Source organism: Staphylococcus roterodami, from assembly GCA_022493055.1.
Taxonomy (GTDB): Bacteria; Bacillota; Bacilli; order Staphylococcales; family Staphylococcaceae; genus Staphylococcus; species Staphylococcus singaporensis.
Window position 1 is genome coordinate 2030829 of sequence record CP092781.1, and the last position, 14532, is coordinate 2045360.

The following is a 14532-nucleotide window of genomic DNA, read 5'->3' on the forward strand; positions in this document are numbered from 1 at the left end:
CCTTATTTACAAAGCGTATTAATTTTTCTTTTTACCGGTTTCTTTATCAATTGATTTATCTATATACACATTTTTAAGTGAACTATTCGGTCCAAATTTATGATAAATTAGTCCTTTAACTTGGGGATTGGTTAAATGTGCGGTACCTTTTTGATAAATCGGTGCAACTGGTGCATCATTTAGGAATATCTCCTCTGCTTTTTTTAAGCTTTCATATCGTTCTGTCGGTTGAAGCGCCAATTCGTTTCTTGCATCTTTTAGTAGTTGATCATACTCTTTATTACTCCAGTCCGTATTATTTTGTGCATTGCCTGTAGTCATTGTTTCTAAATAAGCTATAGGATCTGGATAATCTGCTGACCATCCACTTAGTGATGCTTGATAATTACCACTTAACTCTAATGAAACTCTTTGCTTAAATGGCAATTGCTTAATCTTCAAAGTAACACCTGGTAAATTTTTCTCAACTTGCGATTTAATATATTCTGCAGATATTTTTGCATCTGGTGTATCTTCTGTGTTCATAGAAAATGTCACTTCATTTTTACCTAATTCTTTTTTAGCTTTTTCCCAATGTGCTCTTGCTTCTTTAGGATTGTATTTTAACGGTGAATTCATTGTACTCGCATAATCTTTACCATTCGGTGCTTTAGCAATGCCTTTTGCTGTTAATGTATCTGATGGTATTGATCCATTGTTTTTTACTGAATCAACATAACCTTTTTTATCAATTGCTTGTGCGATTGCAAGTCTTAATTCTTTATTTTTAAACTCAGGATATTCTTTCTCATTCATTTTCACAAAAAATGTCCCAGTTGTTAACACAAAGTTTAATCCTTTGTTGTCTTTATACTTATTCACTTGATCTGCGGTAATGAGCGCATCATCTACTGATTCAGTATCATACAATGAAGCACCTGCCTGTAAATCTTTGATAACCTTATAATTCACTTTATCTAACTTTACATTCTTTTTATCCCAATAATACTGATTTTTAGATAATAATATTTTATCTTCTTGTTTCCAATCGTCAACTTTAAACGGACCATTGTATACCGCTCTATCTGCTGCAGTACCATAATTTTCACCATATTTTTTGGCAACTTTTTCATTTTGAGGTGCAAATGTATTGAGTGCTAATAATTGATTAATATACGGAACCGGCTTTTCTAATTCAATTTGTAATGTTTCATCATCTAATGCTTTGATACCTAATTGTTCTACAGGTTTCTTACCAGCATTTATATCACTAGCATTTTTAATGTCACCCATAATGTATGCAAATTCAGAACCTGTTTTAGGGTTAACTGTTTTTCTCCAAGCATAAACAAAGTCTTGCGCAGTAACTTTGTCACCATTACTCCATTTAGCATCGCCTCTTAATTTAACTTTTAACGTTTTACCGTCTTTACTTTTTTCCGGAAAAGCTTTCGCTACACCTAACACAGGTTTGTCATCTTTACCTAACGTGTATAATCCCTCAAAAGTTTGTGCTGTCACTTCAAAAGACATTTCTTCCGTTATTAACGATGTATCAAGTGATGTTAAATCTTGTGGTAAAATTTTTCTGAATACTTGACCTTTATCCGAATAAATTCCACCATCATTAGCACAACCACTTAATGCAAATGTAGCAATCAAAATTAAAATAAGTGTTCTAAATTTTCTCGTCATTGCATTTCCCCCTTTCCCTTAATTTTGTGTCACCAATTTATTTTCTCGGAGTTGTGCCGCTTCTTCTTCAGTACTAAAGACTAAGTGATTCGGTCTTATTTCATGTAATCGTCTTAAATGATTGTTTTCCTCATCATCAATGTAACTAAATCGTTTACGACTGCGTTCTGATTCAGGATCAGGTTGAGGAATGGCTGATAATAATGACTTGGTATAATCGTGTAATGGATTTTGATAAATTTCTTCAGCCGGTCCAATTTCAACTATTTTCCCAAAATGCATTACTGCAATACGATCTGAAATATACTTCACCATTGATAGATCATGAGCTATAAATAGGAACGTGATACCTCTTTCACGTTGTAATTTTAATAACAAATTAACTACTTGAGCTTGAATTGAAACATCCAATGCTGATATTGGTTCGTCCGCGATAATAAATTCTGGTTCCACCGCTAAGGCACGGGCAATTCCAATACGTTGTCTTTGTCCACCTGAAAATTCATGTGGATAACGATTAGCATGCTCTTTACTTAGCCCAACCGTTTCTAGTAAATCATAGACGCGTTTTTTTCGGTCACGTTTATCACTTGCCAGATGATGTATATCAATACCTTCAGCAACAATATCCATCACTTTTAATCTAGGATTTAGTGATGCATATGGATCTTGGAAAATCATTTGGATTTTTTTATTAAATTTAAGTAAGTCTTTACGTTTCTTAATCTTTTGTATATCAATACCCTCATACAAAATTTCTCCACTTGTAATATCATTAAGCTTAATAATTGATTTACCTGTCGTAGATTTACCACAGCCAGATTCACCAACTAAACCTAATGTTTCCCCTTTGTATATATCAAACGAAATGTTATCAATCGCTCTTACTTCATTTTTCTTTCCTGCATTAAAATATTGCTTTAAATTTTTAATCGATAGTAATATTTCATCAGTTTTCATTGAACGACACCCTTTCTACCATGAGTGGTTTTTCATAATTATTAGGCATCGGTTTCAAGCGTTGTTTTACCAATTCAGGTAATTCTACTTTTGGTGCACGTGCATCTAATAACCAAGATTTCACAAAATGTGTAGGTGAAACTTTAAACCAAGGTGGTTCTACTTTAAAATCAATATCTAATGCATATTGACTACGTCTAGCAAATGCATCACCTTGAGGTGGATGTAATAAATCAGGTGGCGAACCCGGAATTGCTAATAATGGTGTGTCATTTGTTGTTGATAAATCAGGCATTGATGATAAGAGTCCCCAAGTATATGGATGTTTGGGGTCATAAAATATCTCATTAACATCTCCTGTTTCAACCATTTGACCGCCATACATAACTGCAACTCTATCAGCGATATTCGCAACAACCCCTAAATCATGCGTAATAAAGATAATCGCTGTATCAATTTTTTGTTGCAGCTCTTTCATTAAATCTAAAATTTGTGCCTGCATCGTAACATCAAGTGCTGTAGTAGGTTCATCAGCAATAAGTACTTTCGGTTCACATGCTAAAGCTGTAGCAATAACAATTCTTTGTCTTTGCCCACCTGAAAACTGATGAGGATATGCTTTAAATCGTTTTTCAGCATTTGGTAAACCTACAAGATTTAAAATTTCTAATGCGCGCTTTTTTGCTTCTGATTTACTATAATTTTTATGCTTCATGAGTGGTTCCATGACTTGCTTACCAATTTGCATTGTTGGGTTTAAAGATGTCATTGGATCTTGAAAAATCATAGAAATATCTTTTCCACGTAATTTAATTAAGTCATTTTCAGGTTTTTTCGCTAAGTCTTCCCCTAAAAATAAAATTTCTCCCTTTTTAATTCTTCCAGTATCCCCTTGGAATAGTTTAGTAATTGCTTTTGTTGTCACTGATTTTCCGGAACCGGATTCACCAACAATAGCTAATGTTTCCCCTTTGTTTAAATAAAAATCTACGCCTCTTACTGCCTGTACTTCCCCTGCTGTAATATCAAAGGAAACATGCAAATCATTTACTTCTAATATTCTTTCAACCATATGCTATGCCTCCTTTTATTTACGCATTTTCGGATCAAATGCATCTCGTAGTCCATCACTAAATAAGTAAAAGAATAAAATTAATAAGCTTAAAACCATTGCTGGTATGAATAATTCATGTGGATAAATTAATAACATTGCACGTCCGTCATTGACTAATGAACCAAGTGATGTTTGAGGTGCTGGAACACCTATACCAATGAAACTTAAAAAAGCTTCGAAGAAAATAGCACTTGGTACAGTAAACATCGAAGTAACGACAATAGCCCCTAACGTATTTGGTAAAATATGTTTGAAAATTAATTTGAATTTAGAAGCACCTAATGTTTTTGAAGCCATGACAAATTCTTGGCTTTTTAATTTTAAAAATTCACCACGTACTACCCTACTCATACCTAGCCAACCTGTAATTGACATAGCTAATATGATTGTCCAAATGGATGGTTCAAAAATTAATACGAATAAAATAACTACGATTAAATTCGGAATCGAAGCTACTACTTCAAGTATACGTTGCATGATAGTGTCTACACGTCCACCAAAGAATCCTGAAATCGCTCCATATACGACACCAATAAAGATATCTAATAATGCTGCAATAACACCGATAAATAATGAAATTTGAGTACCTTTCCATGTTCTCGTCCATAAATCTCGACCTAATTGATCAGTACCAAACCAATAATTTTCTTTTACATTGTGAGCTTTATAAGCGTCTTTACCATCTGTATCTTTGCCATCAAATGGTAAAAATGGAACTTTATCTAACACTGGAATTTTCGCAGGTAAGTTTCTATGTTGCACATTTTGTTCGGCATAATCATGTTTATTTATAACGGGACCTAGAAATGCAAATATGACGATGATAATTAAACCTATCATACCTACTACAGCTAATTTGTTACGTTTTAACTGTGCCCATGCATCTTGCCAAAAGTTTTTACTTTCGCGTTGCATTTCTGGTTCACTATTTAAATCTAAATCTCTAATAATAAAATCAGATGATGCGATAGCGTCAGAGGTATGCGTCATAGCTGCATTAGAATGATCGTCGTTAATCGACAAATTGTTTTTATTTTCAGCCATTATTTTTTACCTCCTTGAACACGAATTCTCGGATCAATTATTCCATATAAAATATCAACAACAAATATCGATACGATAAACAATGTACTGAACAATAATGTTATTGCCATGATCACCGAGAAATCGTTAGTTGTAATCGAACGTACAAATTGATCCCCTAAACCAGGAACACCGAAAATATTTTCAATTGTTAATGTTCCCGTTAATATACTTGCTAACATTGGAACAATGATTGTAATAATTGGTATTAGAGCATTTCTAAGTGCGTGTCCAAAAAGCACGCGTAAAGTTGAGTTGCCTTTCGCTCTTGCTAGTAAAATATAGTCTGAACTTAATACCTCTATCATCTCTGCTCTTATGTATCTGGCGACTGTTGCTAAAACGGTTGCAGATAATGCTAGTGAAGGTAGAATAGCAGTTGAAAATCCTTCCCATCCAGCTACTGGGAACCATCTCAATTTAACAGCAAATACATATTGTAAAAGAACTGCAAGTACAAAAGATGGTACTGATACTGCGATTACTGAAATTACTGTAGTTGTATAGTCTACCCACGTGTTTTGCTTGGTAGCTGCTGCAACTCCTAAAATAAGACCTAGTAACACACCAATCACCATTGCTGTTAATCCCATTTCGAATGAAGGTAATAATCTTGGTTTAATTAAATCCCAAACAGGTTGATTATGATATTGGAATGAATTTCCAAAGTCTCCAGTAACAACATTTTTTAAATAATGTAAATACTGTGTAGCAACAGGATCATTTAACCCATATTTTTCATTTAAAATTTCTTTTTGTTCAGCATTTAACTTTGCATCATTAAACGGAGAACCTGGCATTAATTTCATTAAGAAAAACGTAATTGTGATAATGATAAATAAAGAAATAAGCATATAAATAAATCGCTTAAAAATATATTTCCCCATCTAGTCCCCTCCTCTAACAAATTTTCCGATTTCTAAATTTCCATTCCCTTCAAAATTTTCTGAAATCTTAATTAATATTATATATACAATATTTACTATATATCAATATTTTTTTGCTTTAAACTAATGAAGAATGATTGATTTTAGTATTTCAATAAAGTTGAATACATTAATTAATTATTCCGCATCGCAGTATTTTAATGTAAACTATGTATAAGTAATTTATAAAGGTTGGAGTGCTGAAATGATGAAGAAATGGTTTATAATGGCAATCTTTACCCCGCTACTATCAATATTAATTTGGCTTTTTAATAATCATACTGTCATCACATATTTAAATATTTTATTTTATGTATCATTAATTATTTTTATCTGTAGCTTTGTGATTTTGCTTGCTCAAGAAGGTATTTTTGATGCTACAAGTTATGGATTTAGAAGATTAAAGTATCAAATGTCATCCGCTAAAAAGAAAAAGTCTATATCAGATGATCCATTTTTCAACCCAAAAGAGGTAAAAAAAGAACAATATTTTGTTTCCACATGGATAATACCAATTTTAATCCTTAATATTTTTTATTTTATTTTGACCATTGTGTTTTCATTGAGTTTAAAATAAAAACTCTTTATTTTAAGTGATATTTTACTTTTCATTTTCTGCACATTCGATAAATATCAATTCCAATACAAAATCATAGCCAAAATAATAAGGAACACTTCATATTTTAAAATTGAGTGTTCCTTACTTTTATAAATGGACAATGTATTTTCTAATAATTGTAGTCAGCGTTAACTTCACATTATTTATTAGCTTGATTTTTTAAAATTGAGACAATATCGTTAGTTTCTCTTCCTAACAATTCTTCTAATAATGGAGATGTCTTATTGAAATCTCCATCACAACTAGCTTTAAATATATCTATAAATAATTGCTTAACTGGTTCGGGCAAGTTAGGATCCATACTTTCACTAAATTCTTCATCAGTAATTATAACTCGTTTAATATCTTCATTAGTAAATTCTTTAGCAATTTCTTCCATTGTCAATGCCCTAGAACTAGTTAATAAAGGATATTTTTCTTTAAAATCTAAATCTTGTAAGATTTTAACAGTACCTTCAGCCATGTCTTCATGTGTAGTCCAATTAACAGGCCCATCTTTTGGTAATCTTAACTCACCGTCTTTTAATCCTGATAAAAGAAAATGTTGTCCTGTTACAGAATAAAAACCATTACGTAATGAAATAAAATTCAGTCCACTTTGTTCAAGTAGTTCCTCTGTACCATAATTTGCAATCATCGGATAAAATTTAGAATTAGGTGAACTACCTATTTGACTTGTATATAATAATCTTTTAACGCCTACTTTTCTAGCAGCTTCTATAACATTTCTATGATCTTCAATCATTTCATTACCATTATCACCTTGACTGTTAGATGAAATCACTAAAATTTGATCAGCACCTTCAAAAGCATGTAGTAAACTTTTCGGATTTTTAAAGTCAGCTTCTCGAACTCTTATACCTTTATCAGATAAGTCTTGTGCTTTTGTAGCATTTCTAACACTAACTCCAATTTCACTTGCTGGGAATACTTTTAATGCTTCATCAACAACAAGTCTACCTAATGTACCCGTTGCACCTGTAATAATAATCATATAATTTCCCCTTTAATAATCAATTTATAATTTGAAAACACTTAATAAATAAAGCAATTTCAATCATACTCCATTGCTGATAATTTGAAAATAAAAAAGTCTCATATTCCAACTAATATTTCTAGGTGTTTATTTGATGTTCTTCAAGACTATTTTGACAATTGTATTTTTAATGAGTTTAAAATAAATACAAAAAATCTTCAGTAACAAATCACCGTTACTGAAGATTTTTCTATAATTATGCTTCGAACTTTTTAAATACTAATACTGCGTTATGTCCGCCAAAGCCTAAACTATTACTCATTGCATACGTAATATCAAGGTCTTCAGCTTCATTAGGAACAATATCCAAATCACATTCTGGGTCTGGAGTTACTGCATGGATAGTAGGTGCTACTTTGGAATCTTTAATTGATAATGCTGAGAAGATGGCTTCAATTCCACCTGTTGCACCAAGTAAATGACCAGTCATTGATTTAGTTGAGCTCACTTTTAATTGTTTAGCTGCTTCACCAAATGTATTTTTGATGGCTTTAACTTCGTTTAAATCACCAACTGGTGTACTAGTACCATGTGCATTTAAGTATTGAACATCTTTAGGTTCGATACCAGCATCATCCATTGCTGCTTGCATCGCTCTAGAACCGCCTTCACCTTCTGGAGCTGGCGCTGTAATATGGTATGCATCGCCTGTTGTTCCATAACCAACGATTTCAGCATAAATGTTCGCACCACGTGCTTGTGCAGATTCTAATGATTCGATAACTAAAATACCTGCACCCTCACCCATGACAAAACCATCTCTACCTTCTTGGAAAGGACGACATGCTGTTTCTTTATCATCATTTGTAGATAGTGCTCTACTTGCACTAAATCCAGCTATAGCCATATGCGTAATAGGTGCTTCTGTACCACCAGTTATCATTGCATCCGCATCGCCACGTTGAATAATTTTAAAAGCTTCACCGATTGAATTTGTACCTGTAGCACATGCTGTAACTGTTGCACCATTAGGACCTTTAGCACCTAAATCGATAGATACCTGTCCAGTTGCCATATCAGGTATTAACATAGGAACGAAGAATGGACTAACACGTCTTGGTCCTTTTTCCATTAACTGCTTATGTGCAATTTCAAATGTTTCCATACCACCGATACCCGAACCAATCCAAACGCCGATTCTATCTGCAGTCTTTTCATTTATGTCTAATTGCGCATCTTTCACAGCTTCTCTAGCTGCTACAATTGCGTATTGAGTAAATCTATCCATACGACGCGCTTCTTTTTTGTCGATGTGATCTTCAATATTAAAATCTTTTAATTCTCCTGCTAAATGTACACTATATGGTTCTGTATCGATTCGTGTTATTTTATCAATACCATTAACACCTTTCAATGCATTCTCCCATGTTGTTTTAACATCATTACCGATTGGAGAAAGGGCTCCCATACCTGTAATAACTACTCTTCTATTTTCACTCATTCGTTATCCTCCTATTTTCCCCATTTGATTGTCATTGCGCCCCAAGTTAGGCCACCACCGAATCCGACTAGAACGATTGTATCATCATCTTTAAGTTTACCATTTTTTAATTCTTGATCGATACTTAAAGGTATTGATGCTGCTGACGTATTTCCATATTTATCTACTGAAACACTCATTTTATCTTTAGAAATACCTAGACGTTCTCGAGCAGATTCCATAATTCTAATATTTGCTTGATGAGGAATAAATAAATCTATATCGTCTGAAGTTAAGTTCGCTTTTTCAACTACACGTGTTGATGCATCACCCATAATTCTGACTGCAAATTTAAATACTTCACGACCATTCATTTTTAATTTTCCAGTTTCTTTGTCTAAATATAAATGTTTTCCACCTGTTCCATCAGAACCCATTTCATAACTAATAATACCGCGTCCTTCAGAAACTTCACCAATGATGACAGCACCTGCACCGTCTCCAAATAATACAGCTGTCGAACGGTCAGTTAAATCTGTTATCTTAGATAGTTTATCCGCACCGACAACTAAAATATTATGATAATCTCCTGATTGTACATATTGTTTAGCTGTAATCATTGAATACATAAATCCAGAACATGCGGCAAGTTGGTCCATTGATGGTACTTTGCCAATGCCTAGACGTTCTTGTAACATATTTGCTACGGTTGGAAATGGCATATCTCCTGTTGCAGTTGCAACAATTATCATATCTATATCTTCGGGTTGTATACCTGCGTCTTCAATTGCTTTTACACTTGCTTCATATGCTAAGTCTGAAGTATCTTGATTGTCATCTGCCCAATGTCTTTCTTTAATTCCAGTCATTTTAGAAATCCATTCATCAGATGTTTCTAAAAATTGCTCAAAATAGGCATTGTCAATTATCTTTTCTGGTGCATATGCACCAAAACCTTTAATACCCACGTTCATAGTTGAACACCTTCTTAATAAAATTTTTAATACCAGGTATTAATTTAACATAGATAGCTTTTTAAACTCAAGTCAGAGGCTGAAATATTGCGCATTTAATAAAGTTTTAATCATTTGAAAAACTACTAGTCTTCAATTACAGCAACATCTCGTAATATCACTTTTTATTCCTGCTCTTTATTTTTAAAATTTTAAAATGTGTGAGATGTTACTATACAAATTTATATGTTTCACTTAAAATAATACTATAGATTAATAAAGTGGAGGTAGAATGACATGAAACACCTCGTAACATTCTTTTGGGCATTATTATTAATGCAAATGGTTAACTTTGTACTTAATAGCCTAATAGGTGGAAATAGCCTTAATGTAGTAAACCCAATCATTATGGCTGTATTATTCACAATATTTACAGCTGTTTTTGCAGCTGTTATTAAACCGCCAAAAGATTCATCACAATAACTAAATAGTATAAGAGCGTTTTGTCTTTCTTATCATTTTAACCACCTTTATGAAGGTGGTTTTATTTTTTGAAAATCATAGGTCTATGTGAATCATTGATTAAATATAATTAAAAAAGCCTTAACACATAGTCAACATTCCTTTTGAACTAAGTATCAAGGCTTTAATAATATTTTTAATGTTATAAATCAAGCAACTTAAAGGTTTATTACTATCAAAATGAGTTACTTAGTTTTAACATTAATGTCAATTTGCTTAATCGAACTTGCATCGAATAGATTTGCTGGATAACTATCTTTCTTTAAATCTACTTCTTTCTTACTTCCATCTTTCCAAGTAATTGTATAAACAGCAGATTTAGCATTTCTAATATTTTTAGGTGAAACACCACGTTCATCATTTAATGCTGCTTTAACTTTATTACCAAGATCTAAGTATGATAATTGACTATTTTTTTTGAACTTAAAATGTGACTGAATGAAAGCAATCGTGCCATCAACAGTAATTGTATATGGTACATTATCAAAATCTTCAACTTTTTGTGTTGCAGGTTGATTATCTTTTTGTGCTGCAGATACCTCGTTACTTGCCACGGCTACTCCGCCAGATGCTAATAAACCTATTGCCAAAGTTGCTGTCATAAATGATTTAATTTTCATATAATCTCTCTCCTTTGTGTGTTAAAGTATCTTCCAAAATAAATATAACACAAAAAGAATATTTTCAAAAATTATAAATGTGTAAATTGTTTGCATTATTTTTTAAAACATTTTAATTAATATGAAAATAATGGCGATTGAAATATTCTATTTCCTAAAATACTTCTTCGTATCAATCCACATAAACTTCAATTATATGAAATTTCGATTTGTCACGTTAATCATTTAGCTAGAGAAAAAATAAATTCATTTATAACATGGCAATAATAAAGATTAATCATCTTAATATTTTTAAGTGCACTGTTTTTATAATTTCCTACCAATTAAATTGATACTTGATTGATCGAGTTTATGTTTATTTACTTCTTTTAAAAATGCATTCAAATAGAAACCATTTTTCAAATCTAATGATTGATCTAGTGCATAGACAGTTAGTTCATATTGATGGTCTTTATCTGGTGGTGTTGGTCCAACATAATGATTTTCAATTTCTGAAAAGTCTTCAGCTAATAAACCGCTAGTAAAACTATTTTTACCTTGTACATAATCACCTTTTGTTCTTGATAAATCAGGTTTAATTGAAATTGAATCACCAGTGACACTTACATTAGCAACGCTCCAATGAATCCATGCAAATCCGCAAACTGGTATTGCATCATAATCTATCAGAGACCATGCAAGATATTTAGTATCTTTTGGAAGTTCTGTTATTTCAAACGGGAATGATTTAATGGGATTGCCATTTATTAAATCACTTATATCTGCGCCTGCCGCATATTCATATGGTATATTATTTCCTTTAAATTCTGTGTTGATTTTCATGTTGATCTCTCCTTAAATAAAATAATGTTAGTAAATATATAAACGTCAATAATGACATAAATAACATTAAATATTGAATTGTTCCAATTGAATATAGGTAACCACCAATAAGTAAAAATGCTATATTAAAAATAAAGTACAGTGTTTCCGCGTAATTAAGTATAGTTGCTAAGTTACTACTATTTGAAAGTTCATTAATTGTCTGAGGACGAGTTAAGCCTGAAGAAATCCCTAAAAATAAAATAGCGATTGTAATTGCAATAATATTTTGGAATGTATATATTATTAAAAATATTACTAAACAAATTTCAGATAGAAATTTATAATTCAAATATCTAGTCAAGTAGCGGGAAGAAATGTAACCCATTATTGTATAACTAGTTAATACAGATATAAATTGAACGTTATTCAGTTTTAAATCAATATACAAATTAATTGGAATAAATCCTACAAAAAATCCTAATATTAAAGCTCTTAAAAAAGAATAATGTAATACCCAAAATTTCTCATCAGCCAATAATTTTTTTCTCTTTCTCTTAGATTCCGATTTTATATTACAATCAACGTTTTCAACCAATGTGAATAGAATAACTAAAATTGTTAAAATCGAAAATAAACCTGTCATATAAATCGGCCATTTTATATTAATTCCATAAAGGTAACTCCCAATAATTCCTGAAATTAATAATGATAAAAACATATAACCATTAGATTTATTTTGTATAATTTTATGATTTTTTATATTCATTTTAATAATAGAAGTATCTACTCCAGCCATTATTGAATAACTCAAGCCTAATAACAGTTGGGCTACTAATAAAATATAAAAATGGCTTGGATACAATAATAATATTAAGCCTATTATTTTAAATACCTCACTCACAATTAATTTGTAAGCATCTTTTATCTGATAAATTCTAAATATTTTCTCTTTATATAAACCGAACAAAAAAGCTGCAACTCCATATGTCGCCATTAGTATTTCTATATGCATTATAGAATAGTTTTGTGCTAAAAAATAAATTAATAAAAATGGCAAATAGAAGTAAGCTCTTGACAAAATTCGATATAAATAAATTCCAAGTATTAATTTATTCATATTGAATACCTGGACCTAGTTTTGCTTTTATTTCTTCGAATTTTATATCCCCTTCTCTTAAGAGTTCAATTTTATTCCCCGTCACTTTAATAATCGTACTTTAGGAAATTAGATTTCTCATTGTTTTATTTTGAACACATCCAATCGCAATACTATCTGAATTATTAAGCATGTAGTTATAATTCGTTTTATTTTTCAAAATAATATTTAATGGACCTGGCCAAAATATATTAACCAGTTTATCTACTAATTCTACATTTTTATTTTCTCCATATAATTTCCAGTCTTCTGGTTCATCAATAAATAAAGATAACGGTTTGTCTTTTGAACGCTTTTTATATTTAAATATTCTATCAATGCAAATTTTATTGTTAGGCAAGCTGCATAAATTATAATTTGTATCCGTGGGAACAATTATGGGGTAACTATTTTGTAGTTGTAAGTATAATTTTTCAAAGCTTTCAACAGATTCATTTAAAATTTCCATCTTTACTCCTCCCTTTTATCACCTGAAGTAAGTCTGCTGTATCTTCAGGTACAACCTCAGGTATGAATTTGTTTATGAGTTTATAAAATGATATGTTTTCCTCAATATCTTTAGGATGCACAATTGATGTAAATTTATTTTTCAAAATTTTCTTACTCGAAATATTACTTATTGGAAATTGCACTGCTTTTGAATTTTTTAATCCTAAATCACTAGGTAATATATACTGGTACATACTTATATTTTTATTAGTACCATCTTGATGAATGCCTGATTCATGTTTAAATATATTTTTTCCGACAACAGGTTTATTTTCAGCTAATCGAATATTAAGTATTTTACTTATATTCATGCTAGTTTTATAAATATCTGGTAAATTCAATGAAGTCATTACTATTTGCTTTTTTGTTAAAATAGCTATTATCTCTTCAATTGAGGCATTACCTGCTCTTTCACCAATTCCTAAAAAAGTTGTCTCGATTTGCTGTGCACCATTTAAAATAGCAGCAAATGTGTTGGCAGTAGCCAATCCAAGATCATTATGACAATGAGCAGAAAAAGTTATATTTGGATATTTTTTTACAAATTCCTTGAAAATATTTTCATATTCAAATGGAGTTGAACATCCGACAGTATCAGCAAAAGTAACTGTTCTTATTGGAAATTTTGAAATCATTTCCATATATTTACTTAATTTTTCTAATGAACACCTGGTAGCATCTTCAAAACAAATATCAATTGCTACTTGATTTACCTTTATAATATTTAAACACTTATTAATTCGTTCATTGTAATACTCACTTGTGAAGTTAAGTTTTTCTTTTATGTGTAAATCAGATATTGGTAAAAGTATTTTTACTGCTAGGTTATGTATTTTTAAATTTAAAATTTTATTAATTTCATTTTCATCTAGCCGAGTTAAGACTACTATTTCTTTATCATTATTTAAAATTTCTCGGTATTGACGAATATTATATTCATCTTCAAAAGTTGTGCACATGCCAACTTCCACAGAATTTATGCTTATCTTATTTATTTCTTGTAACACTTTTTTTTGCAATAATGCTTTTACGAATATTACTTTGTTGCATACCATCCCTTATTGTATTATCTTGTACACTAATCATTAGACTTCACCCCCTTCATAACCTTTGCTATAATATTAATACTAATTTTATAGAATAAAAATTATATATT

Annotated in this window: 13 protein-coding genes and 2 pseudogenes; 2 read left to right on the plus strand and 13 right to left on the minus strand. The window is 31.0% G+C overall.

Annotation, left to right across the window (positions count from 1 at the left end; genetic code table 11):
- Nucleotides 1–18 precede the first annotated feature (18 nt).
- From ML436_09945 to ML436_09965, 5 genes are read right to left on the minus strand one after another with little or no spacing between them, the layout of a single operon-like run.
- Nucleotides 19–1674 (minus strand): peptide ABC transporter substrate-binding protein, encoded by a 1656-nt coding sequence (locus ML436_09945; GenBank protein ID UMT77469.1) that lies wholly within the window; start codon nucleotides 1672–1674, stop codon nucleotides 19–21.
- Between the two features lie 18 nt (nucleotides 1675–1692).
- On the minus strand, nucleotides 1693–2634 hold the full coding sequence (locus ML436_09950) for an ATP-binding cassette domain-containing protein (GenBank protein ID UMT77470.1): 942 nt from the start codon (nucleotides 2632–2634) through the stop codon (nucleotides 1693–1695).
- Entirely contained in the window at nucleotides 2624–3706 is a 1083-nt protein-coding gene (locus tag ML436_09955) for an ABC transporter ATP-binding protein (protein ID UMT77471.1), read from the minus strand. Before ML436_09955 ends, ML436_09950 begins: the two co-directional genes overlap by 11 nt.
- Nucleotides 3707–3721: 15 nt before the next feature.
- Nucleotides 3722–4792 (minus strand): ABC transporter permease, encoded by a 1071-nt coding sequence (locus tag ML436_09960; protein UMT77472.1) that lies wholly within the window; start codon nucleotides 4790–4792, stop codon nucleotides 3722–3724.
- Nucleotides 4792–5718, minus strand: a complete 927-nt coding sequence (locus ML436_09965; GenBank protein ID UMT77473.1) for an ABC transporter permease — start codon at nucleotides 5716–5718, stop codon at nucleotides 4792–4794. Before ML436_09965 ends, ML436_09960 begins: the two co-directional genes overlap by 1 nt.
- Nucleotides 5719–5962: 244 nt before the next feature.
- Between ML436_09965 and ML436_09970 the strand changes: the two genes are divergently transcribed.
- Nucleotides 5963–6334, plus strand: coding sequence for a DUF3899 domain-containing protein (locus ML436_09970; protein UMT77474.1), 372 nt, complete (start codon nucleotides 5963–5965; stop codon nucleotides 6332–6334).
- A gap of 181 nt (nucleotides 6335–6515) precedes the next feature.
- Here the strand turns inward: ML436_09970 and ML436_09975 are convergent, their stop codons facing one another.
- The 3 genes from ML436_09975 to ML436_09985 form a co-directional block, all read right to left on the minus strand.
- A complete protein-coding gene (locus ML436_09975; protein UMT77475.1) occupies nucleotides 6516–7370 on the minus strand; it encodes an NAD(P)H-binding protein in 855 nt (284 codons plus the stop codon).
- Nucleotides 7371–7608: 238 nt separating this feature from the next.
- Nucleotides 7609–8853: a beta-ketoacyl-ACP synthase II gene (fabF, locus tag ML436_09980; protein UMT77476.1), complete on the minus strand. Its 1245-nt coding sequence runs from the start codon at nucleotides 8851–8853 to the stop codon at nucleotides 7609–7611.
- A gap of 11 nt (nucleotides 8854–8864) precedes the next feature.
- Entirely contained in the window at nucleotides 8865–9806 is a 942-nt protein-coding gene (locus ML436_09985; protein UMT77477.1) for a ketoacyl-ACP synthase III, read from the minus strand.
- A 276-nt stretch (nucleotides 9807–10082) separates the two neighbouring features.
- On the opposite strand from ML436_09985, the gene ML436_09990 reads away from it, so the two are divergent.
- Nucleotides 10083–10268, plus strand: coding sequence for a YjzD family protein (locus ML436_09990; protein ID UMT77478.1), 186 nt, complete (start codon nucleotides 10083–10085; stop codon nucleotides 10266–10268).
- Between the two features lie 224 nt (nucleotides 10269–10492).
- Here the strand turns inward: ML436_09990 and ML436_09995 are convergent, their stop codons facing one another.
- The 5 genes and pseudogenes from ML436_09995 to ML436_10015 form a co-directional block, all read right to left on the minus strand.
- Nucleotides 10493–10927, minus strand: coding sequence for an MAP domain-containing protein (locus ML436_09995; GenBank protein UMT77479.1), 435 nt, complete (start codon nucleotides 10925–10927; stop codon nucleotides 10493–10495).
- Between the two features lie 306 nt (nucleotides 10928–11233).
- A complete protein-coding gene (locus ML436_10000) occupies nucleotides 11234–11749 on the minus strand; it encodes a YbhB/YbcL family Raf kinase inhibitor-like protein (GenBank protein ID UMT77480.1) in 516 nt (171 codons plus the stop codon).
- Nucleotides 11727–12848: a hypothetical protein gene (locus ML436_10005; protein ID UMT77481.1), complete on the minus strand. Its 1122-nt coding sequence runs from the start codon at nucleotides 12846–12848 to the stop codon at nucleotides 11727–11729. The genes ML436_10000 and ML436_10005 overlap by 23 nt, the downstream gene beginning before the upstream one ends.
- Nucleotides 12841–13335: pseudogene (locus ML436_10010) on the minus strand (L-threonylcarbamoyladenylate synthase). Before ML436_10010 ends, ML436_10005 begins: the two are co-directional and overlap by 8 nt.
- A pseudogene (locus tag ML436_10015) lies at nucleotides 13319–14462 on the minus strand (LeuA family protein). The pseudogenes ML436_10010 and ML436_10015 overlap by 17 nt, the downstream one beginning before the upstream one ends.
- Nucleotides 14463–14532: the final 70 nt, after the last annotated feature.